The organism is Micromonospora sp. LOL_025 (assembly GCF_048060285.1).
Lineage (GTDB): Bacteria > Actinomycetota > Actinomycetes > Mycobacteriales > Micromonosporaceae > Micromonospora.
In genome coordinates, this window is the sequence record NZ_JBHMIR010000003.1 from 50,738 (window position 1) to 71,101 (window position 20,364).

18 protein-coding genes are annotated in these 20,364 nt (G+C 73.0%); 9 read left to right on the forward strand and 9 right to left on the reverse strand.

What is annotated here, in order from left to right:
• Positions 1-3: 3 nt before the first annotated feature.
• From ACFHW0_RS05150 to ACFHW0_RS05175, 6 genes are all read right to left on the reverse strand, one after another.
• Positions 4-1,185: an ROK family protein gene (locus ACFHW0_RS05150; protein ID WP_416605788.1), complete on the reverse strand. Its 1,182-nt coding sequence runs from the start codon at positions 1,183-1,185 to the stop codon at positions 4-6.
• 28 nt (positions 1,186-1,213) lie between these two features.
• A complete protein-coding gene (locus ACFHW0_RS05155) occupies positions 1,214-2,473 on the reverse strand; it encodes a sugar ABC transporter permease (RefSeq protein WP_416605790.1) in 1,260 nt (419 codons plus the stop codon).
• The gene (locus ACFHW0_RS05160) at positions 2,470-3,294 is read right to left on the reverse strand and encodes an ATP-binding cassette domain-containing protein (RefSeq protein WP_416605791.1); all 825 of its coding nucleotides are present in this window, start codon (positions 3,292-3,294) and stop codon (positions 2,470-2,472) included. The genes ACFHW0_RS05155 and ACFHW0_RS05160 overlap by 4 nt, the downstream gene beginning before the upstream one ends.
• Positions 3,295-3,400: 106 nt before the next feature.
• Positions 3,401-4,498 carry a sugar ABC transporter substrate-binding protein gene (locus ACFHW0_RS05165; protein ID WP_416605793.1) on the reverse strand — a complete coding sequence of 366 codons (1,098 nt, stop codon included), beginning with the start codon at positions 4,496-4,498 and terminating at the stop codon, positions 3,401-3,403.
• A gap of 194 nt (positions 4,499-4,692) precedes the next feature.
• Positions 4,693-5,172: a Cys-tRNA(Pro) deacylase gene (gene ybaK, locus ACFHW0_RS05170; protein ID WP_416605795.1), complete on the reverse strand. Its 480-nt coding sequence runs from the start codon at positions 5,170-5,172 to the stop codon at positions 4,693-4,695.
• 84 nt (positions 5,173-5,256) lie between these two features.
• Positions 5,257-6,498: a THUMP-like domain-containing protein gene (locus ACFHW0_RS05175; protein WP_416605797.1), complete on the reverse strand. Its 1,242-nt coding sequence runs from the start codon at positions 6,496-6,498 to the stop codon at positions 5,257-5,259.
• A gap of 248 nt (positions 6,499-6,746) precedes the next feature.
• Here ACFHW0_RS05175 and groES point away from each other — a divergent pair, with 248 nt between their 5' ends.
• The 3 genes from groES to ACFHW0_RS05190 all read left to right on the forward strand — a co-directional run bounded on the left by groES (position 6,747) and on the right by ACFHW0_RS05190 (position 10,561).
• Entirely contained in the window at positions 6,747-7,061 is a 315-nt protein-coding gene (groES, locus tag ACFHW0_RS05180; RefSeq protein ID WP_121399825.1) for a co-chaperone GroES, read from the forward strand.
• 70 nt (positions 7,062-7,131) lie between these two features.
• Complete coding sequence (groL, locus tag ACFHW0_RS05185; protein WP_416605799.1) at positions 7,132-8,781, forward strand: chaperonin GroEL; 1,650 nt, start codon at positions 7,132-7,134, stop codon at positions 8,779-8,781.
• A 112-nt stretch (positions 8,782-8,893) separates the two neighbouring features.
• Positions 8,894-10,561 (forward strand): molybdopterin-dependent oxidoreductase, encoded by a 1,668-nt coding sequence (locus tag ACFHW0_RS05190; RefSeq protein ID WP_416605800.1) that lies wholly within the window; start codon positions 8,894-8,896, stop codon positions 10,559-10,561.
• Positions 10,562-10,665: 104 nt separating this feature from the next.
• Here the strand turns inward: ACFHW0_RS05190 and ACFHW0_RS05195 are convergent, their stop codons facing one another.
• Entirely contained in the window at positions 10,666-11,049 is a 384-nt protein-coding gene (locus tag ACFHW0_RS05195; RefSeq protein WP_089003203.1) for a WhiB family transcriptional regulator, read from the reverse strand.
• Positions 11,050-11,301: 252 nt separating this feature from the next.
• Between ACFHW0_RS05195 and ACFHW0_RS05200 the strand changes: the two genes are divergently transcribed.
• On the forward strand, positions 11,302-12,126 hold the full coding sequence (locus tag ACFHW0_RS05200; protein WP_416605801.1) for a response regulator transcription factor: 825 nt from the start codon (positions 11,302-11,304) through the stop codon (positions 12,124-12,126).
• Positions 12,127-12,319: 193 nt separating this feature from the next.
• Positions 12,320-12,577, forward strand: a complete 258-nt coding sequence (locus tag ACFHW0_RS05205) for a hypothetical protein (RefSeq protein WP_416605803.1) — start codon at positions 12,320-12,322, stop codon at positions 12,575-12,577.
• A 52-nt stretch (positions 12,578-12,629) separates the two neighbouring features.
• On the opposite strand, the gene ACFHW0_RS05210 is transcribed toward ACFHW0_RS05205, so the two are convergent.
• Positions 12,630-13,520 (reverse strand): trypsin-like serine peptidase, encoded by an 891-nt coding sequence (locus ACFHW0_RS05210; protein ID WP_416605804.1) that lies wholly within the window; start codon positions 13,518-13,520, stop codon positions 12,630-12,632.
• Between the two features lie 439 nt (positions 13,521-13,959).
• Positions 13,960-14,370 (reverse strand): DUF5319 domain-containing protein, encoded by a 411-nt coding sequence (locus ACFHW0_RS05215; protein WP_416605805.1) that lies wholly within the window; start codon positions 14,368-14,370, stop codon positions 13,960-13,962.
• Positions 14,371-14,555: 185 nt separating this feature from the next.
• Here ACFHW0_RS05215 and guaB point away from each other — a divergent pair, with 185 nt between their 5' ends.
• The 4 genes from guaB to ACFHW0_RS05235 all read left to right on the forward strand — a co-directional run bounded on the left by guaB (position 14,556) and on the right by ACFHW0_RS05235 (position 20,362).
• Positions 14,556-16,118 carry an IMP dehydrogenase gene (guaB, locus tag ACFHW0_RS05220; RefSeq protein ID WP_416605806.1) on the forward strand — a complete coding sequence of 521 codons (1,563 nt, stop codon included), beginning with the start codon at positions 14,556-14,558 and terminating at the stop codon, positions 16,116-16,118.
• Positions 16,119-16,150: 32 nt separating this feature from the next.
• Positions 16,151-17,269, forward strand: coding sequence for a GuaB3 family IMP dehydrogenase-related protein (locus ACFHW0_RS05225; protein WP_416605807.1), 1,119 nt, complete (start codon positions 16,151-16,153; stop codon positions 17,267-17,269).
• Positions 17,270-17,318: 49 nt separating this feature from the next.
• Positions 17,319-18,728 carry a M1 family metallopeptidase gene (locus ACFHW0_RS05230; RefSeq protein ID WP_416605809.1) on the forward strand — a complete coding sequence of 470 codons (1,410 nt, stop codon included), beginning with the start codon at positions 17,319-17,321 and terminating at the stop codon, positions 18,726-18,728.
• Between the two features lie 170 nt (positions 18,729-18,898).
• Positions 18,899-20,362, forward strand: a complete 1,464-nt coding sequence (locus tag ACFHW0_RS05235; protein ID WP_416605810.1) for a M1 family metallopeptidase — start codon at positions 18,899-18,901, stop codon at positions 20,360-20,362.
• Positions 20,363-20,364: the final 2 nt, after the last annotated feature.

Consider the following 20,364-nt stretch of genomic DNA (forward strand, 5'->3'; position numbering starts at 1 on the left):
CGGTCAGCCGACGTCGAGGGGGTCGGCGAGCAGGCGTTCGAAGGCCAGTTCGGCGGCGCCGATGAGCGTCGCGTCGTCGCCGAGTTTCGGGGTACGCAGCCGGACGTGCTCCAGGCAGGCCGGCAGGGCGATCGAGTTCAGCCGGCTGCGTACCTGGGCCGCCGCCGCGAGGTAGAGGTCCCGCATGCCGCCGCCGAAGATGACCATCTCCGGGTTGAAGATGTTCACCAGGTTGGCCACCCCGAAGCCGAGCCAGTCGCCGGCCTGGCGTACCGCCGTCTGCGCCCGCAGGTCGCCCCGGTCGGCGGCGTCGAAGACGGCCAGCAGGGCGTCGCGGCCCCGGGCGTCGGAGCGGCCGGCGGCGCGCAGCAGCGCGTACTCGCCGATCTCGGTCTCCCAGCAGCCCCGGGAGCCGCACTCGCAGGGCGCGCCGTCCCGGACGACCACCATGTGGCCGACCTCGCCGCCGTAGCCGCCGTGCCCGGTCAGCCGGCGCCCGCCGGCGATGATGCCGGCGCCGACGCCCACGTCCCCGTACAGGTAGATGACGTTGTCGCAGCCGGCCGCCGCGCCCCGGGCGTGCTCGGCGAAGGCCGCCACGTCTGCCACGTTGCCGACCGTCACCGGCACGTCGCAGCCCAGCTCGGCGCCGAGCGCCGCGCCGATCGGCTCGTCCACCCACCCGGTGGTCGGACCCAGCCGGACCAGCCCGTCGTCGCGCCGGACCATGCCGCAGACCGCGACGCCCGCGCCGACGCAGACGGCGTCCGCCGGCGCGCTCTGCTGCATCTCCTTGACCGCCCCGGCCAGCAGCGGGGCGGCCTCCGCGGCGGTCAGACCCCGGGGGCGGTCCAGCTCCCGGCGGTCGAGCACCGCGCCGCCGAGACCGATCCGCGCGGCCCGCAGCCGGTCCACCTCGATGCTGTACGCGTACGCGTGCACCCGGTCCGACTCGGGCCGGACGACCAGCGACGGTCGTCCGGCCCGGCCGGTCTCCTTCGGCGTCCCCTCGCTGACCAGCCCGGCGCCGGCCAGGTCGGCGGTCAGCGCGCCGATGGTGCTGCGGTTGAGCCCCAGCGTGGTGGTGAGCTCGGCGCGGGTGGTGGCCCCGTGTACGTGCACGTACCGCAGCAACGCGCCCAGGTTCTGCCGGCGGATGTCGTCCTGGCTGGGTCCTGCGCGCATCGCCGTCGTCACTTCCGGTGCCGCGCGGTCAACGGTTGCCGGTGGCGGTGGAACGCCGGCGGGAGAACGCGTCCACGCTCGCGGCGAGCAGCAGCACCACGCCGGTGACCACGTACTTCACCCCCGAGCTGTATCCCATCAGGCCCATCCCGTTGTCGATGACCGCGACGACCGCGCCACCGAGGACGGCGTCGAGCACCCGGCCCTTGCCGCCGAAGAGGCTGGTGCCCCCGATGACCGCCGCGCCGACCGCGTAGAGCAGTACGTTACTGCCACCCGTGTTGGGGTCCACCGAGTTGGCCCGGCTGGCGGCGACGATGCCGCCGACGGCCGCCATCGAGGAGCAGATCACGAAGACCGAGATGCGGATGCGGTCCACGTTGATGCCGGCCCGGCGCGCCGCCTCCTTGTTGCCGCCCACGGCGTAGACGTGCCGGCCGTAGCTGGTGCGCTGGAGCACGAAGGTCCAGAAGATCAGCAGCAGGGCGATGATCGGCACCACGATCGGCACGCCCTTGAGGGAGCTGATGACGACGTTGCGGCTGCGCTCCAGGTTGAGGATGAAGACCGCCGCGCCGAGGACGAGCGCCAGCCCGCCGATCCGGGCGAAGACCACCGCGATCGGGTCGGTCGTCAGTCCCCGGAGGACCCGCGTGCGGTGCCGGAGCAGCTGCACGGCCGCGTAGCCGGCGACCGCCACCGCGGCCAGCAGCCAGCCCAGGACGGGGGGAAGGTTGCGGTTGGCGATGGCCACCAGCACCTCGTCGCGGACCGAGATGTTGGTGCCCTCCTCCATGAGCATCAGCACGATGCCCTGGAAGGCGAGGAACCCGGCGAGGGTCACCACGAAGGACGGGATGCCGATCTTCGCGACCAGGAAGCCGAGGGTGGTGCCGATCGCCACGCCGGTGACGAGGGCGGCGAGGACCGCCACGTACCACGGGTAGCCGAGCACGGTGACGACGTTGGCGAGGATGGCGGCGCAGACCCCGCTGGCGAAGCCGGCGGAGAGGTCGATCTCGCCGAGGAGCAGGACGAAGACCAGGCCCATCGCGATCAGCGTGACCGCGGCGCCCTGGGTGAACAGGTTGGCGAAGTTGCCGGCGGTGAGAAAGGACGGCCGCATGATCGAGAAGACCGTGCAGAGCACGACCAGGCCGAGTACGGCGGGCAGCGCCCCGATGTCGCCGCCGCGGACCCGGCTGACGTAGTTGCTTACGTGGCTGCCGAGGGTGGGCGGGGGTGCGACGGCCGCCGGGCCGTCCTTGTGCACGACGGTGGTGGTCATCGGACGCCTCCTGAGTTGCTGCCGGCCGGCTCCGCGCCGTGCCCGTTGCCGCCGTTGGCCGGCTCGGTGGCGAGCCCGAGCCCGCCGGAGCGGCCGGCGGTGATCAGCTCGACCACCTGCGAGTGGGTGATGTCGGTGGTCTTCACCTGCGCGACCATCTGGCCGAGGTAGAGCGCGGCGATCCGGTCGGAGACGGCGAAGACGTCGTTCATGTTGTGCGAGATGAGCACCACGGCCAAGCCGTTGTCGGCGAGCCGGCGGACCAGCTCCAGCACCTGGGCGGTCTGCGCGACGCCGAGCGCGGCGGTCGGCTCGTCGAGGATGACGAGCCGGCTGTTCCAGAGCACGGCCTTGGCGATCGCCACGGTCTGCCGCTGGCCGCCGGAGAGGCTGGAGACGTGCTGCCGCAGCGACTTCACGGTCCGTACGCTCAGCCCGGCGAGGGTGTCGGCGGCCATCTGTTCCATGGTCGGCTCGTCGAGCACGATGCCGCTGCGCTTCTCCCGGCCGAGGAACATGTTCTGCACGATGTCGAGGTTGTCGCAGAGCGCGAGGTCCTGGTAGACGACCTCGATGCCGAGCGCGGCGGCGTCGCGGGGGCTGTTGATGGTCACCGGCCGGCCGTCGAAGCGGAACTCGCCGGCGTCGGTGGGGTAGATGCCGCTGATGCACTTGACGAGGGTCGACTTGCCGGCGCCGTTGTCGCCGACCAGCGCGGTCACCTCGCCCGGGTGGGCGGCGAAGGCGACATCGCGCAGGACCTGGACGGGACCGAAGCTCTTGTCGATCCCGCGTAGTTCCAGCAGGGGGGTTGCGGACACGGGGGTCTCCTTCAGGTGGAGGGGAGGTCTCGGATCCCGTCCGGCGCGAACCGCCGCCCGGCACAGGGTCCGTGCCGGGCGGCGTGCGCGTGGAATCGGGTACGGGTCAGCTGATGCCGGCGTCGACGCAGAGCTTGGCGTACGCCCCGGCGCAGACCTCGTCCTTGGTGACGAAGCCGTCGGCGATGACGTCCTTGACGTTCTCCTTGAAGATCAGCTTCGGGGTGAGCAGCACCGCCGGGACGTCCCGGCCGCCCTCCGGGTCCTTGACCGTCTGACCGGTCTCCTTCTTCTCACCCTTGGCCACCGCGATGGCCAGGTCCGAGGCGGCCTTCGCCTCCTCCTTGATCGCCTTGTAGACGGTCATGCACTGGTCGCCGGAGAGGATGTTCTGCAGGCCCTGCGGGGTGGCGTCCTGGCCGGTCACCGGGACCTTGCCGTTGAGCTTGTTCTTCTTCAACACCGAGATGGCCGCGTTGCCGAGGCCGTCGTTGGCGGCGAGCACGCCGTCGATCTTGCCGCCGGTCTGGGTCAGCATCTGCTCGAAGATCGTGGCGGCCTGGGTGTTGTCCCACTCCGGCACGTTCTGGTCCGGGCCCTTGGTGTATTCCTTCGAGTCGAACTTCGGCTTGAGCACCGAGTCGTACCCGTTCTTGAACAGCGTGGCGTTGTTGTCGGTCGGGGAGCCGTTCAGGTAGGCCACGACCGGGTTCTTGGCGCCCTTGTCGGTCAGGCACTTGCTCAGGCCCTCGCCCTGGAGCTTGCCGACGACCTCGTTGTCGAAGCTGACGTAGTACGTGGCCGAGCCGCCCAGCGTGAGCCGGTCGTAGTCGATGGTCGCCACGCCCTGGGACTTGGCCTTGTCGAGCACGGCCTTGCCGGTGCCGGAGTCCAGGTTGACGATCATCAGGGCGGTGACGCCGTTGGTGATCATCTGGTCGGCGATGGTCTGGAACGCCGTCTTGTCGCCCTGGGCGTTCTGGATGTCGTAGTCGACGCCGGCGGCCTTGAACGCCTCCTCCAGGAACTTGCGGTCCGCGCCCTCCCAGCGGGCGGAGGACTTGCTGTCCGGCAGGATCACGCCGATCTTCGGCTTCTTCTCGGTGGAGCCGCCGGCCTCGGAACCGGAGTCGTCGCCGCAGGCGGTCAGGCCGCCGGTGGCCAGCAGGCCCACGGCGGCGAAGGTGAGGAAGCCCTTGCGCATCAGCAGGGTCCTTTCGGGGGTGGGGGACGATGTTGGTTTGTTGTGTCCGGCAACGTATTCCGCGCGGCGGCGTGGGCACAAGAGCACCGAGGTCGCGAGTTTGTTGTCGGCAGTAACAATTCAGCAACGTCCCTGACACCCGGCCGTCGCCGACCGGGGGAGCGCTCTCTCGTCGCGGCCGGGAGCGGCCCAGCTCAACGGGCCGACAGCGGGGCCGTGGCCGCCCCGGTGAGCGTCACCAGATCCCGGGGGGCGAGCTGGAGCTGGAGGCCGCGCCGGCCCGCCGAGACGTAGACGGTGGGATGGTCGAGCGCCGACGAGTCGAGCACCGTGGGCAGCCGCCGGCGCTGGCCGAGCGGGCTGATGCCGCCGCGCACGTAGCCGGTGGCCCGTTCGGCCACCGCCCGGTCGGCCATGGCGGCCCGCTTGCCGCCGGCCGCCGCCGCGAGCGCCTTGAGGTCCAGCTCGCCGGTGACCGGCACGACCGCCACCGTCAACGCGCCGTCGACCTCGGCGACCAGCGACTTGAACACCCGCTCCGGCGGCACCCCCAACGCCGCCGCGACCAGCGCGCCGTAGTTCGGCGCGTCCGGGGAGACGTCGTACGGATGGGTGCTGTGGGCGATCTTCCGCTTCGTCAGCAGCGCGGTCGCCGGAGTGCCCTGTCCCGCCATGACGGTCAAGCTAACCCGACCCCGCGCGACCCGCGAGCCGAAAAGGGCCGGACGGTCGACGCCGGCGCGCAACGGTCCCGCGCGCTACCCGACCGGCCGGCAGAGCAGCACCGTCGGCGCCCCGGCGACCCGGGTCAGCACCAGGCTGGCCGCCTCGTCCCCGGCCAGCCGCAGGTCCCGGCGCAGCTTCTCGGGCTCCAGGGCGGACCCGCGCTTGAGGATCTCCACCCGCCCGACCCGACGCTCCCGCAGCAGCGCCCGCAGCCGCTTCAGCGAGAACGGCAGCACGTCGGTGACCTCCAGGCAGCGGGCGAAGGGCGTCGGCGTCGGCGCGTCCGCGTAGAGGTAGGCGATGCTCGGGTCGGCCAGCGTCGCGCCCAGCGTCTCCGCCAGCTCGGCGACCAGGTGCGCGCGGACCACCGCCGGGTCGGGGTCGTACAGGAACCGGCGCGCCGGGCCGACGGTGGCCTCGGCGGCGCCGGAGCCGGCCAGCTGGCAGGAGCCGGCCGGCCGATCGGCGGGCCCCCCTCCCGCGCCGGAGGCGTCGACGGAGGGCCGTTGCCTGTCGCGCAGCAGGGTGGCGCGGCGGGGGACCTGCGCCAGCTCGCCGCACCACAGGGCCGCCTCGACCAGGTCGCCGTCGACGCTCACCCACTCCGCCTCGGCGCCCGCCGGGACCAGCGCGTGGTCGATGCCGGGCGCCACCTTCACGACGGTGTGCGGCACCCGCTCGGCCAGCCCGACCACGAAGTCCCAGGGCGGGGAGTAGGCGTTCGGGTCGAAGATGCGCCGCCCGGTGCCCGCCCTGCGCCGCGCCGGGTCGCAGAACACCCCGTCGACCCGGTCCACGTCGAACGCCGTGGCGTCGCCGCGCTCCACCGTGAACAGCTCGGCCAGCCCGGCCGCCTCGGCGTTCGCGGCGGCCATCGCGGCGGTCAGCGGGTCGGCCTCCACGCCGTACACCCGGATGCCGGCGCGGGCCGCGGCGAGCGCGTCTGCGCCGAGGCCGCAGCCGAGGTCGGCGAGCGTGCGCACCCCGGCGGCCCGCAGCCGCTCGGCCCGCCGTGCCGCGACGACGCCCCGCGTGGCCTGCTCCAGCCCGGCCCGGGTGAGGAACATCCCCGCCGCCGCCGGCCCGAACTTGCCGACCGCCCGGCGCCGCAGCTCGGCCTGGGTGAGGGCGGCCGACGCCAGGCCGGCCGGCAGCCCGGTCGAGCGGAGCGCCGCCGCCGCGGTCAGCGGATCGCCGCCGGCCACCCGCGCGGCCGCGGCGAGCGCGGCCGACCCCTCGGGCGTACGCAGGGCGGCGAGTTGGTCGAGATCCACCCGGCCATTGTGGTCGGCGGACCCGACGCGCCGGCCGGCGGGTTGGCACTCTCCTTGACGGAGTGCTAGCCGAGGAATAACCTGCGATTAGCACTCTCACCCCGAGGGTGCCAGCTTCCGGGCCTCGTGGCCCGGGCGCTGAACGCCAGGCGGACCGGCACCCGCGACGACGGCCCCGCCCGGTGGCATGTGGCAGATTGACGCCGGTCGCTCGCCGACCGGTAACGAAACCAGTACCCCAGGAGGGTATGCCCGTGACTACCGCGACCAAGGTTGCGATCAAGCCGCTCGAGGACCGGATCCTGGTCCAGGCGAACGAGGCTGAGACCACCACGGCGTCGGGCATCGTGATCCCCGACACCGCCAAGGAGAAGCCGCAGGAGGGCACCGTCCTCGCTGTCGGCCCGGGCCGGATCGACGACAAGGGCAACCGGATCCCGGTTGACGTCTCCGTCGGCGACACCGTCATCTACTCGAAGTACGGCGGCACCGAGGTCAAGTACGCCGGCGAGGAGTACCTGGTGCTCTCCGCCCGCGACGTCCTCGCGGTCATCGAGAAGTAAGCAACCGATCAGTGTCGTCGCCCCGGTCCGGCTCGCCGGGCCGGGGCGACGTCGCTTCGAAGGGACATTCATGGCGAAGATCCTGAGCTTCTCGGACGACGCCCGGCACCTGCTCGAGCACGGTGTCAACGCCCTCGCGGACGCGGTCAAGGTCACCCTCGGCCCGCGCGGGCGCAACGTCGTCCTGGACAAGAAGTTCGGTGTGCCCACGATCACCAACGACGGCGTGACCATCGCCAAGGAGATCGAGCTCACCAACCCCTACGAGAACCTCGGTGCGCAGCTGGTCAAGGAGGTGGCGACCAAGACCAACGACGTCGCCGGCGACGGGACCACCACCGCCACCGTGCTGGCCCAGGCGATGGTCCGCGAGGGCCTGCGCAACGTCACTGCCGGCACCAACCCGGCCGGCCTCAAGCGGGGCATCGACGCGGCGGCCGCCAAGGTCTCCGAGGCGCTGCTCGGCCGCGCGGTCGAGGTCGCCGACAAGAAGTCGATCGCGCACGTCGCGACGATCTCCGCGCAGGACGCCACGATCGGCGAGCTGATCGCCGAGGCGATGGAGAAGGTCGGCCGCGACGGTGTCATCACCGTCGAGGAGGGCTCCGCCCTGCACACCGAGCTGGACGTGACCGAGGGTCTCCAGTTCGACAAGGGCTTCATCTCGCCGAACTTCGTCACCGACGTGGAGTCGCAGGAGTCGGTCCTGGAGGACCCGTACATCCTCATCACCACGCAGAAGATCTCGGCGATCGAGGAGCTGCTGCCGCTGCTGGAGAAGGTCCTCCAGAACAGCAAGCCGCTGCTGATCATCGCCGAGGACGTCGACGGCCAGGCGCTGTCGACGCTGGTGGTCAACTCGATCCGCAAGACCCTCAAGGTCTGCGCGGTCAAGGCCCCCGGCTTCGGTGACCGGCGCAAGGCGATGCTCCAGGACATGGCGATCCTCACCGGCGCCGAGCTGGTCGCGCCCGAGCTGGGCTACAAGCTCGACCAGGTGGGCCTGGAGGTGCTCGGCACCGCCCGGCGCGTCGTGGTCGACAAGGAGAACACCACGGTCGTCGACGGTGGTGGCAAGTCGAGCGAGGTCGCCGACCGGGTCGCGCAGATCCGCAAGGAGATCGAGGCCTCGGACTCCGACTGGGACCGGGAGAAGCTCGCCGAGCGGCTGGCCAAGCTCTCGGGCGGCATCGCGGTCATCAAGGTCGGCGCCGCGACCGAGGTCGAGATGAAGGAGCGCAAGCACCGCATCGAGGACGCGATCGCCGCGACCAAGGCCGCGGTCGAGGAGGGCACCGTCCCCGGCGGCGGCGCCGCCCTGGTGCAGATCCTGCCGGTGCTCGACGACGACCTCGGCTTCACCGGTGACGAGAAGGTCGGCGTCTCGATCGTGCGCAAGGCGCTGGTCGAGCCGCTGCGCTGGATCGCCCAGAACGCCGGCCACGACGGCTACGTCGTCGTCAACAAGGTCGCCGGCAAGGAGTGGGGCCACGGCCTCGACGCCGCCACCGGCGAGTACGTCGACCTGGCGAAGTCCGGCATCGTCGACCCGGTGAAGGTGACCCGCAACGCGGTCACCAACGCCGCGTCGATCGCCGGCCTGCTGCTCACCACGGAGAGCCTCGTGGTGGAGAAGCCGGAGAAGGCCGAGCCGGCCGCCGGCGGGCACGGCCACAGCCACGGCCACGGCCACGGCCACCAGCACGGCCCGGGCTTCTGACCCTCGCCGTACGCCTCGTCGGGGCGCACCGTCCGCGTGACGGTGCGCCCCGACGCCTTTGCGGGCGCCGGCGCGACTACCGGCCGGCGGGCGCATCGGAAACACTGGCTCGATGAGCAGCACGACGCGCGGGTACGCCGCCCTGGCCGGGGTCACCGCCGCCGCGGTGGCGATCGGCTCCGCCGAGTTGGTGGCGGTGCTGACCGGTCCCCGTTCGGCGCCCCTGGTCGCCGTCGGGGGGCTCGTGGTCGACACGGTGCCCGAGCCGCTCAAGCAGCTCGGCATCGCCCTCTTCGGCACGTACGACAAGATCGCACTGCTGGTCGGGACGGGCCTGCTGCTCGCCGCCTTCGCCGCGCTGCTCGGCGTGCTCTCCCTGCGCCGGCTGGCGATCGGCCTCGCCGGTATCGCCGCCTTCGCCGCCCTCGGCGTGGCCGCCGCCGTGACCCGGGCCGGCGCCGGGCCCACCGACGCGCTGCCCTCGCTGGTCGGCGCCGGGCTCGGGGCGGCGGTGCTCTGGGCCTTCGTCGCCGGTCCGCTCGAACTCGACCCGTGGCCCTGGTCCCCGCCCACCGCACGGCCCGCGCCGCCGCCCCTCGCCGAGGGGGCCGCGCCGCCCACCGCCGCCGAGGCGCCCGCGCCGCCGCCGCCCGCCGAGGGGGCCGCGCCGCCGCCCGTAGCGGCGCCTGCGGAGCCGTTGGAGCCCAGCGACCCGGCGTCGCGGCGGCGGTTCCTGACCGGGGCCGGCCTGCTGGTCGGCGCGGCCGGGGTGGCCGGGCTCGGCGGCCGGTGGCTCGCCGGCCGGCGGGGGGTGTCGGCGGCCCGGGAGGCCGTCGCGCTGCCCGCACCGGCGGCGCCCGCCCCGGCGGTGCCGGCGGGGGCGGACCTGTCGCTGACCCAGCTCGCCCCGTACGTCACGCCGAACTTCGGCTTCTACCGGATCGACACCGCGCTGGTGCTGCCCCAGGTGGACCCGGAGACCTGGCGGCTGCGCATCCACGGCCGGGTACGCAACGAGATCGAGCTGAGCTTCGCCGACCTGCTCGCCCGCCCGATGGTCGAGCGGTACGTCACCCTCGCCTGCGTCTCCAACGAGGTGGGCGGGGACCTCGTCGGCAACGCGCGCTGGCTGGGCGTGCCGATCCGGGAGCTGCTCGACGAGGCCGAGCCGGAGGAGGGCGCCGACCAGGTCGTGGGCCGCTCGGTGGACGGGTGGACCTGCGGCACGCCGACCGCGGTGCTCCGGGACGGGCGCGACGCGCTGCTGGCGGTGGGGATGAACGGCGAGCCGCTGCCGGTGCGGCACGGCTTCCCCGCGCGGATGGTGGTGCCCGGCCTGTACGGGTACGTGTCGGCCTGCAAGTGGGTGACCGAGCTGGAGCTGACCAGCTTCGCGGACTTCGACGCGTACTGGGTGCCGCGCGGCTGGTCGGCGCGGGGGCCGGTGAAGACCCAGTCCCGGATCGACACGCCCCGCCCGCGCAACCGGCTCACCGCCGGGGCGGTCACGGTGGCCGGGGTGGCCTGGGCGCAGCACCGCGGCATCCGCCGCGTCGAGGTACGCGTCGACGACGGGCCGTGGCGCGAGGCGGAGCTGGCTCCCGTGGTCTCGGTGGACACCTGGGTCCAGTGGTCGTGGCGGTGGGACGCCACCCCGGGGGAGCACACCCTCTCGGTCCGGGCGACCGACGTCACCGGCGAGACGCAGACCGGGCGGCGGCAGGCGGTCGCCCCGGACGGCGCCACCGGCTGGCACACCGTCACCGTCACGGTGCGCTGAGCGCCCCGCCGGGCCGGGGGACAGGGTGCGCGCGGGCGGGAACGCCGCGACGCCGCGTCCCCGGGCGGGGACGCGGCGTCGGTGTGGTCTCGAAGGCCGCCGGCTCAGGCGATCTTGCGCTGGGCGGGGACGGTAGACCGGTGCGGCTGGCCCAGTCGGGCCTCCAGTCGGGCCACGTCCACCCGGCTCTGGCGGCGGTCGGCCAGGTCCTCCCAGCCGACGGCGAGCAGCCGCAGCCGCTCCGACTCGCTGAAGCCGCCCCAGACGCCGTACGGCTCGCGCACGGCGAGGGCGTGGGCGGCGCACTCGGCCCGGACCGGGCAGGCGCGGCAGACTGCCTTGGCGCCGGACTCCCGGCGCAGGCGGGACGAGCCACGCTCCCCGTCCGGGTGGAAGAACTGCGCGCTGTCCCGGCCCCGGCAGGCACCGAGCCGCTGCCAGTCCCAGAGGTCGACGATGGGTCCGGGCAGTCTGCGTACGTTCGACATCAGCACCCCTCCTCCCGCGCGGCACCGCGCAGATCCTGGTGAATCGGCGTCCGGGCGACGGTCCGCGCAGGCGCGCCGTTTCCGGCCTGGGACCTCCGTACCCGGGCGCTCGCCGGCTCACACACCTGTGATCGAAAACTTCCGGCAACTAGTGGCATATGCCCCACTTGTCGGAAAAGTTCGGAGGATTGCCCGAACCCCCTCGCGACCCGACCCGGTCATGGTCTGCTTCTGGACGGAGAGGAGACCACTGTGCGTACGGTTCTCGTGTGCGTTCGGACACCGCTCGCGGCGCAGCATCTGGCGTCCGCGGCGGCACGGCTCGGGTTGTCCGCCGTGGTGCGGACGGCCGTCTCCGATCCCGAGGTGATGTTGCGACTGGCCGAGCGCCCGGCCGACGTGGTGCTCGTGGACACGGCCCTCACCCGGCCGGACAGCGCGGGCTTCGTCCGGCGGGTGCTCGCCCGCGCGCCGCAGGCCTCCGTGCTGCTGCTCGGCACCGAGGAGTCGGAGGCCGCCGCGGCCACCATCAGCGCCGGTGCCCGGGGCCTCATCCAGGGCGTCGACCAGGACCTGACCAGCGCGGTGGCCAAGGCCCTGCTGCTGCTCTCCTCACCCGGCAGGGCGGCCCGGCGCCCGGTCACCGATCCGGCCCGGGACACGGCGGCGGTCGGCGGTCCCGCCCGTACCGGCCAGGCCGGCCGGCCGCCCGCCGAACCGGGTCCCACCTGGTCGGCGACGGCCTCCGACGGCCCGGGCGGCACGCCGACGGTGGTGCCGGCGCAGCGCGGCGACGACCCGGCCGAGCCCGCCGACGAGCCGGCGGAGGCCACGCCCCCGGGGCGGCGGGGCGGGCCCGGCCCGCGCGGCGGCCGTTCCCAGGTCGGGCTCACCGAACGCGAACTCCAGGTGCTGCTGGGCATGGCGGAGGGCAAGAGCAACGCCGAGATCGGCCGGGAGCTGTTCGTCTCGGAGGACACCGTGAAGACCCACGCGCGGCGGCTGTTCCGCAAGCTCGGCGCGCGCGACCGCGCGCACGCCGTGGCGGCCGGCTTCCGCGCCGGCCTGGTGGCCTGAGTCGTACCCCTCGGGCGGTGCGGCGAGCCGCCCGCGGACCGGATCCTGAGGTCGGAGGGATGCCGGCGCGTGCGATTCAAGGTCATCATCCGTACGCCGAGCCGGGCGCCGCTTTTCGAATGGTCACCGGGGTATGATGGATCGTCGAGAAATGCCGAGGAGGCGCTCTACCTCTTGCAGAAGCGGAGTGCGAATGGCTGGTCGCAGCTTCTTGGATGACAGCGGACGCGGAAAGGTCTCGCTGACGAAGAAGATTGTCGGAGCATCGCTTGCTGCCGCAGGGCTGCTGGTTGCCGGCATCGCCATCTCCGGAGCCCTCCCGGATGCCGGGGGAGGGGTCAGCGTCCACGAGGTGGATGATTCTCCGCAGGACGTCCGCGAGGTCTGGACGCCGGAACGCATCGAGGACGCCGAGCTGTCGAACCCGATGCCGGTGATCACCAAGGACTAGCGCCAGGGGGACCTGCCCGAGGGTTCGGGCAGGTCCCCCTGTGCTGGTGTGGTCAGCTGTTGACGGCGTTGATGATCGAGACCGCCGTACTGCCGTGGTTGGCGGAGAACAGATAGTTGTTGTTGTAGTTCCCGTTGCTGTCGACGTTGCGATGGCTGTTGACGCCGACGATCCGGGGGCCGCCGCTCGTCCCGACGCCGGTCGCCATGGGGCCGCCGCTCGCCCCGCCGCCCATGTCGCAGTTCATCCTCAGCCGGTCGTCAAGGGGGTTGAGGTTCGCGGCGTCGACGATGTTCCCCTCGCAGAACATCATGTATTCGCCCTCCGCGAAGTCGGAGTCGGGCCTGTTGTAGCCGATCACCGGGTAGCCGTACGAGCGGGCATTGGTGAACGCCGTCCCTCCACCGAACGTGTAGCCCCAGCCCCCTACCCGGCCCTGGAGATCCAGCCCGTCCTCCGGAACGACGATCATGGCTCCCATGTCGGAGTCCTTCAGGTCGCCGCCGTTGATCCAGTCATTGGAGGCGATGATGCTGAGTCCGAAGTACCAGCCGAACGGGTCGGATCCGTTCGAGTACGCCGGGATGAAGACGTGGTTGGCGAACCATCCCGCCTCACCGCCCGACCCCTGGTGGAGGCAGTGGGCCGCCGTCCACACGGCGTTCCTCGTGGTGGAGGTGATGGAGGTCCCGCTGCAGGTGTAGAACTCCGTCTCGGCCTGGTTGGAGAAGAAGATCCGGCCCACCGCCGACTGCGGCTGGACGTAGGTGTTGGAGACGCGCTGGGAGACGCTCACCGCGAGGGGCGAGATCGAGGGCGAGGACGAGGGGCGGGGCACCCAGTTGTCCGGCGGCACCGCGTCGGCCGTGGCCGTCGGGGCCGTCTCCGCCTTGGCCCGGAGGGCTTCCGCTCCGGCCTTCGGTGCGGTGCCGGGGCGGACCACGGGAGTGTCGACGGGATTCCTGGCCGCTTCCTCGAGGCGTTCGGGGGTCCAGAACGCACGGAGCGCCTGAGAGGTTCTCCGGTCGGTCTGCGTCCTGACGGTGACCTCGGCCCGCTCGGTGCGCTCCTGTTCCGGCGCCGCCGTGGCGGGGGGCGGGAACGAGCAGTGCGCCGGCGATCATGGCGGCTGCCGCCACGACGGGGAGAATCAACTGCCTCTTCGGACGATGCGTGAGTGGCTGATGCACGAACTCTCCGATCGGGGGTTGGCGCGTCCGCGGGCAGCCACACGGAGAAGACTCCGAGTGCCCCCGCGGACGCTTCTCAACTCGGCCCAACCACCTCAACATTCCGCCCAGTTATCGATCAACGCAAATATGGAAATCGTGAAATGGATCACGGATCGCCACCGCGCGATGACTTTCGGTGATATCGCCCGCTCAGCGTTCGGACCCGGGCTCCTCGTCGGTGCCCTCGGTCAGCGTGTCGTGCACCCCGTCGGCGTAGCCCCGGGCGTAGTCCCAGGTGACGTAGTGGTCCGGATCGGGGTCGTAGGCCGGCTCGTGCACCCGGGGGCGCCCCGAGCTGAGCAGGTGGCGCAGGTTGCCCCGCAGCAGGTCCCAGTCGAAGTAGTGCGGCTCCCGGCAGTCCTCGCACTCGATGACCAGCCCGCGCACCCCGATCGGCGCCAGCAGCGCCTGGTAGATCTCCAGGTCGGCGAGATCCTCCAGCACGTCCTGTCGCTCGACGTCCGTCAGCGGGTCGAGTGGGGCGTCGTCGCCCGGATCGTGCAGGCCGGCGGCCGGATCAGCCGGGTCGCCGTTGAAGGGGTCGATGGGCTCGTCGTGCACCCCCTCACCGTAGACCCAACGCCAGGGCCGCGTCCGCCCCCGCCACCGGTGACCTGGGCCGCCACCGGCCGGGAGCGGCGCGGGTCGGTGGGTACGATGGGACGACGCGCCCGTCACCCGGCGTGTGCCGGTGCCCGCCCGCGCCACCTCGCTGAAGCCCGTCCGAGCAGCTCAGGGGAGCAATCGTGGAATTTTCGCCCAGCACCGATCTTCCGGCCGGCGCCGACAGCGGCGAGCTGGGCGGCCACCTGCCGGAGCTGCCCGCCGGCTCCGCCCGGGTGGTTCCGCTCGGGTTGACCTTCGACGACGTGCTGCTCCAGCCGGGCGAGTCGGACGTGGTGCCCAGCCGGGTCAACACGGTGACGAAGCTGACCCGCAACATCAACCTGTCGATCCCGCTGCTCTCCAGCGCGATGGACACGGTGACCGAGGCCCGGATGGCGATCGCCATGGCCCGTCAGGGCGGCATCGGCGTGCTGCACCGCAACCTCTCCCTGGAGGACCAGGCGCTCCAGGTCGACCTCGTGAAGCGCTCCGAGTCCGGCATGATCACCAACCCGGTGACCGCCAGCCCCGACGACACGCTGCGCGACGTCGACTCCCTCTGCGGGCGCTACCGCATCTCCGGCGTGCCCGTCGTGGACGGCGAGGGTCAGCTGGTCGGCATCGTCACCAACCGCGACATGCGGTTCGTCTCCGACCCGGCCACCCCGGTCCACCAGATCATGACCCGCACCCCGCTGGTCACCGCCCCGGTCGGGGTGAGCAAGGACGACGCCCTCGACCTGCTGCGCCGGCACAAGGTCGAGAAGCTGCCGATCGTCGACGACTCGGGCCGGCTGCGCGGGCTGATCACGGTGAAGGACTTCACCAAGAGCGAGCAGTACCCGAACGCCACCAAGGACGACGCCGGCCGGCTGCGGGTGGCCGCCGCGATCGGCGTCGGCGACGACGCCTACAAGCGGGCCCGGGCGCTTGTCGACGCGGGTGTCGACGTGCTGATCGTGGACACCGCACACGGCCACCAGCGGGCCGTGCTGGACATGGTCCGCCAGCTCAAGAAGGACGTGACGATCGACATCGTCGGCGGCAACGTCGCCACCTACGCCGGCGCCCGGGCGCTGGTCGAGGCGGGCGCCGACGGCGTGAAGGTCGGCGTCGGGCCGGGCGCGATCTGCACCACCCGGATCGTCGCGGGCGTGGGCGTACCGCAGATCACCGCGATCATGGAGGCCGCGCGCGCCGCGCGCCCGGCCGGCGTCCCGGTCATCGGCGACGGCGGCATCCAGTACTCGGGCGACATCGCCAAGGCGCTCGTCGCGGGCGCCGACACGGTGATGCTGGGCAGCCTGCTGGCCGGCTGCGAGGAGAGCCCCGGCGAGCTGATCTTCATCAACGGCAAGCAGTACAAGGCCTACCGGGGCATGGGCTCGCTCGGCGCGATGCAGTCCCGGGGCCAGGGCAAGTCCTACTCCAAGGACCGCTACTTCCAGCAGGACGTGCTCGCCGAGGACAAGCTGGTCCCCGAGGGCGTGGAGGGCCAGGTGCCCTACCGGGGCCCGCTGTCCGCGGTCGCCCACCAGCTCACCGGTGGGCTGCGCGCGGCGATGGGGTACGTCGGCGCGGAGAGCATCCCCGAGCTGCACCGCCGCGGTCAGCTCATCCGGATCACGGCGGCGGGGCTCAAGGAGAGCCACCCGCACGACATCCAGATGACGGTCGAGGCGCCCAACTACCACTCCCGCTGACCATCCCCCCCCTGCGACAACTGGAGTCCCCCATGCGTGACGTGGTCGAGATCGGGCTGGGCAAGACCGCGCAGCGCGGCTACCACCTGGACGACATCGCCATCGTGCCGAGCCGCCGGACCCGGGACGTCGACGACGTCTCCACGGCCTGGCAGCTCGACGCGTACCAGTTCGGCATCCCCTGCGTCGGGCACCCGTCGGACGCGACGATGAGCCCGGCCTCCGCCGTCCGGCTCGGCCAGCTCGGCGGCCTCGGCGTGCTCAACGTCGAGGGCCTGTGGACCCGCTACGAGAACCCGACGAAGGTCCTGGAGGAGCTGTCCGGGCTCGACGAGGACGCCCGCACCACGAAGCGGCTCCAGGAGGTGTACGCGGAGCCGATCCGCCCCGACCTGATCGCCGAGCGGGTCCGCGAGCTGCGCGCCGGCGGCGGCACGGTGGCGGTGCGGGTCTCCCCGCAGCACACCCTGGCGCTGGCCCCGGTGATCCTCGACGCCGGCGTGGACATCCTGGTCATCCAGGGCACCATCGTCTCCGCCGAGCACGTCTCGACCACCGACGAGCCGCTCAACCTCAAGGAGTTCATCGCCGACCTGGACCTCCCGGTCGTCGTGGGCGGCTGCACCGACTACAAGACCGCGCTGCACCTGATGCGTACGGGCGCGGCCGGCGTCATCGTCGGCATCGGCGGCGACGAGTGGTCGACCACCGAGTCGGTGCTGGGCATCCGGGTGCCGATGGCCACCGCGATCGCCGACGCGGCGGCGGCCCGCCGGGACTACCTCGACGAGACCGGCGGCCGGTACGTGCACCTGATCGCCGACGGCGACATCCAGACCTCGGGCGACATCGCCAAGGCCCTCGGCTGCGGCGCCGACGCGGTGATGCTCGGCGAGCCGCTGTCGCTCTGCGCGGAGGCGCCGGCCGGCGGCGCCTGGTGGCACTCCGCCGCCAGCCACCCGTCGCTGCCCCGGGGCGCGTTCGAGACCGCCGGCGAGCCGCTCGGCTCGATGGAGCAGCTGCTCTTCGGCCCTGCCGACGAGCCGGACGGTCAGCTCAACCTCTTCGGCGGCCTGCGCCGCGCCATGGCCAAGTGCGGCTACCGCGACCTCAAGGAGTTCCAGAAGGTCGGCCTGGTCCTCGACCGCTGACCTGCGCAAGCAGCACCACCCGCACCGGCCGCGCCGATAGGCTCGGCCGGTGCGTCGTACCCGCCGTCGGATCCGCCCCGCGCTCGCCGTCGCCGTCGTCGCGGCCCTGGTGTTCACGGCCTGCACCGACGGCGACGAGCGGGGCGGCTTCCGGCCGGGGGCGGCCGACCTCGCCGACCCGTACGTCCCGGGGGCCGGCAACGGCGGCTACGACGTCGCGGGCTACCGCCTCGCCGTCCGCTACGACCCGGCGACCGACCGGCTCTCCGGGCGGGCCGCGCTCACGGCCACCGCGACCAGCGGGCTGTCCCGGTTCAACCTGGACCTCGCCGGGCTGGACGTGTCGCGGGTGGCCGTCGACGGCCGGCCGGCCGGGTCCGCCCGCGACGGCGACGAGCTGGTCGTCACCCCGGGCGACGGCCTTCCCCGGGGCGCCCGGTTCACCGTCGAGGTGGACTACTCCGGCGTGCCGGCGGCGAAGGCCGACGGGCAGCTCGGCAGCGGCGGCTTCCTGCACACCGCCGACGGCGCGATCGCCCTCGGCCAGCCCTGGTCGGCGGCCACCTGGTTCCCGGTCAACGACCACCCGTCCGACAAGGCCACGTACGACATCGAGGTGACCGTGCCGGACGGGCTGGCCGCGCTGAGCAACGGGGTGCCGGGGGAGCGGACCAGCGCCGCCGGCTGGACCACCTGGCGCTGGGCCGAGCGGTCGCCGATGGCCAGCTACCTGACGACCCTGGTGATCGGCGACTACCGGGTGCGCAGCGGCACGCACGCCGGCAAGCCGATGGTCACGGCGGTCCCGGCGAGCCTGCCGGCGACCGGGCCGGAGGCCGCCTCGCTGGCCCGCACCGGCGAGATCGCCGACTTTCTGGCCAGCCGGTTCGGGCCGTACCCGTTCGACTCCTACGGCGGGGTCGTGGTCACCGACGGCCGGATTGGCTACGCGTTGGAGACCCAGTCGCGGCCGGTCTACGGGCCGGGCTTCTTCCGTGGCGGGCGGCCCAACCCGGGGGTGGTCGCGCACGAGCTGGCCCACCAGTGGTTCGGCAACAGCGTGGCGCTGAGCCGGTGGAGCGACATCTGGCTCAACGAGGGCTTCGCCACCTACGCGGAGTGGCTGTGGGAGGAGCACGACGGCGGTCGCACCGCCCAGCGCACCTTCGAGCTGGAGTACGCCGCGACCGACTGGTCCCGGCCGTCCGTCGACCCCGGACGGTCCCGGTTGTTCGGTTCGGCCGTCTACAAGCGCGGCGCGCTGGCCGTGCACGCGCTGCGCCGCACGGTCGGCGACGACACGTTCTTCCGCATCCTGCGGACCTGGACCGCCGAGCGGCGCGGCGGCAACGCCACCACGGACGACCTGGTCGCGCTGGCCGAGCGGGTCGCCGGGAAGCCCCTGCGCCCGCTCCTCGACGCCTGGCTCGTCGGCGGGAGCGCCCCCGCGCTGCCCTGAGCCGGGCGGGCAAGGGCCGGGCTTCCGGCGGCGCTCGGTAGGCTGCCGCCGGACCCCGGCGCCGCACCGGCCGCTTCCGCGCCGCCGGCCCGGGCGAGCGGCACCCGTCGGGCGCGGGTCCGCCAGGGGCCGCCGGTGGGGCAGCCGGCGGCGCAGGGAGGGACGAGGCGATGACGCTGTCGCGGCGGACGCTGTGCGCGGGTACCGGCCTGCTGCTGGCCGGGACGCTCGGGCTGGCCGGATGCGGGTCGGCCGACGAGCCGGCCCCGGCCCCGACCCCGGGCGCCGCCTCGCCCGGCGCGTCGCGCCAGTTCACGCCCGGGGCGGCCGGCGCGGGCGACGAGTACTTCCCGACCTACGGCAACGGCGGGTACGACGTCAGCCGCTACACCGTCAAGGTGCGCTACGACCCGGCGGAGGACCGCCTGACCGGGACCACCACCGTGCAGGCGGCGGCGACCAGCGACCTGTCCGCGTTCAACCTGGACCTGGCCGGGCTGACCGTGCGCTCCGTGACGGTGGACGGGGCCCCGGCGAAGCACGGCCGCAAGGGCGACGAGCTGGTCGTCACGCCGGCCCGCGGCCTGATCGCGGGCAACGGCTTCGTCGCCGAGATCGCGTACGAGGGGGAGCCGGAGCCGCTGCGCAACGAGGCCCTCGGCCTCGGGGGCTTCCTGCACACCGACGAGGGGGCGATCGCGCTCGGCCAGCCCGAGTCGGCGAGCACGTGGTTCCCGGTCAACGACCACCCCTCGGACAAGGCCACCTACGACTTCGAGATCACCGTGCCGAAGGGGCTGACGGCGGTCAGCAACGGTGTGCCGGCCGGGCGGAGCACCACCGGCGGTTGGACCACCTGGAGGTGGGCCGAGCGCAACCCGATGGCGAGCTACCTGAGCACCGTCGTCATCGGCAGGTTCCGGCTCACCGAGGGCGAGCACAAGGGGCGGCCGGTGTTCCACGCGGTCACCACCGACCTGCCGGAGGGCGCGGCGGACCGGTCGATCGCCGGCACCGTCGAGGTGGCCGACTACCTGGAGAGCGTGTTCGGGCCGTACCCGTTCGGGGCGTACGGCGGCGTGGTGGTCTCCGACGCCCGGATCCGGTACGCCCTGGAGACGCAGAGCCGCCCGGTCTACTCCGCGAGCTTCTTCTCCGGCGGCGAGAACACCGGCGTGGTCGCCCACGAGATGGCGCACCAGTGGTTCGGCAACAGCGTGTCGCTGGCGAAGTGGCAGGACATCTGGCTCAACGAGGGCCTGGCCACGTATGCCGAGTGGCTCTGGGCCGAGCACGACGGCGGGCGCACGGCCCAGCAGGCGTTCGACGCCCGCTACGCCGGCTCGTCCGGCCAGGTGTGGCGGACGCCGCCGGGCGAGCCGGGGGCGGAGAACCTGTTCAGCGAGTCGGTCTACCAGCGCGGCGGGATGACGGTGCACGCGCTGCGGGTGGCCGTCGGCGACAAGGTGTTCTTCGAGATCCTGAAGACCTGGGCGGCGCAGAAGCGCGACGCCAACGCGACCACGGCCGAGTTCGTCGCGCTGGCCGAGCGGGTCTCGGGCGAGCAGCTCGACGACCTCTTCGAGGCGTGGCTGTACGGCACGCAGCGCCCCGCCCGCCCCGAGCGCCGGTGACG

What these genes read in the sequence shown, in the direction of transcription:
- ACFHW0_RS05150 (WP_416605788.1), bottom strand. Translation starts at nt 1,185, where the DNA reads ATGCGCGCAGGACCCAGCCAGGACGACATCCGCCGGCAGAACCTGGGC.
- ACFHW0_RS05155 (WP_416605790.1), bottom strand. Translation starts at nt 2,473, where the DNA reads ATGACCACCACCGTCGTGCACAAGGACGGCCCGGCGGCCGTCGCACCC.
- ACFHW0_RS05165 (WP_416605793.1), bottom strand. Translation starts at nt 4,498, where the DNA reads ATGCGCAAGGGCTTCCTCACCTTCGCCGCCGTGGGCCTGCTGGCCACC.
- ybaK (WP_416605795.1), bottom strand. Translation starts at nt 5,172, where the DNA reads ATGGCGGGACAGGGCACTCCGGCGACCGCGCTGCTGACGAAGCGGAAG.
- groES (WP_121399825.1), top strand. Translation starts at nt 6,747, where the DNA reads ATGCCCGTGACTACCGCGACCAAGGTTGCGATCAAGCCGCTCGAGGAC.
- groL (WP_416605799.1), top strand. Translation starts at nt 7,132, where the DNA reads ATGGCGAAGATCCTGAGCTTCTCGGACGACGCCCGGCACCTGCTCGAG.
- ACFHW0_RS05190 (WP_416605800.1), top strand. Translation starts at nt 8,894, where the DNA reads ATGAGCAGCACGACGCGCGGGTACGCCGCCCTGGCCGGGGTCACCGCC.
- ACFHW0_RS05195 (WP_089003203.1), bottom strand. Translation starts at nt 11,049, where the DNA reads ATGTCGAACGTACGCAGACTGCCCGGACCCATCGTCGACCTCTGGGAC.
- ACFHW0_RS05205 (WP_416605803.1), top strand. Translation starts at nt 12,320, where the DNA reads ATGGCTGGTCGCAGCTTCTTGGATGACAGCGGACGCGGAAAGGTCTCG.
- ACFHW0_RS05225 (WP_416605807.1), top strand. Translation starts at nt 16,151, where the DNA reads ATGCGTGACGTGGTCGAGATCGGGCTGGGCAAGACCGCGCAGCGCGGC.
- ACFHW0_RS05235 (WP_416605810.1), top strand. Translation starts at nt 18,899, where the DNA reads ATGACGCTGTCGCGGCGGACGCTGTGCGCGGGTACCGGCCTGCTGCTG.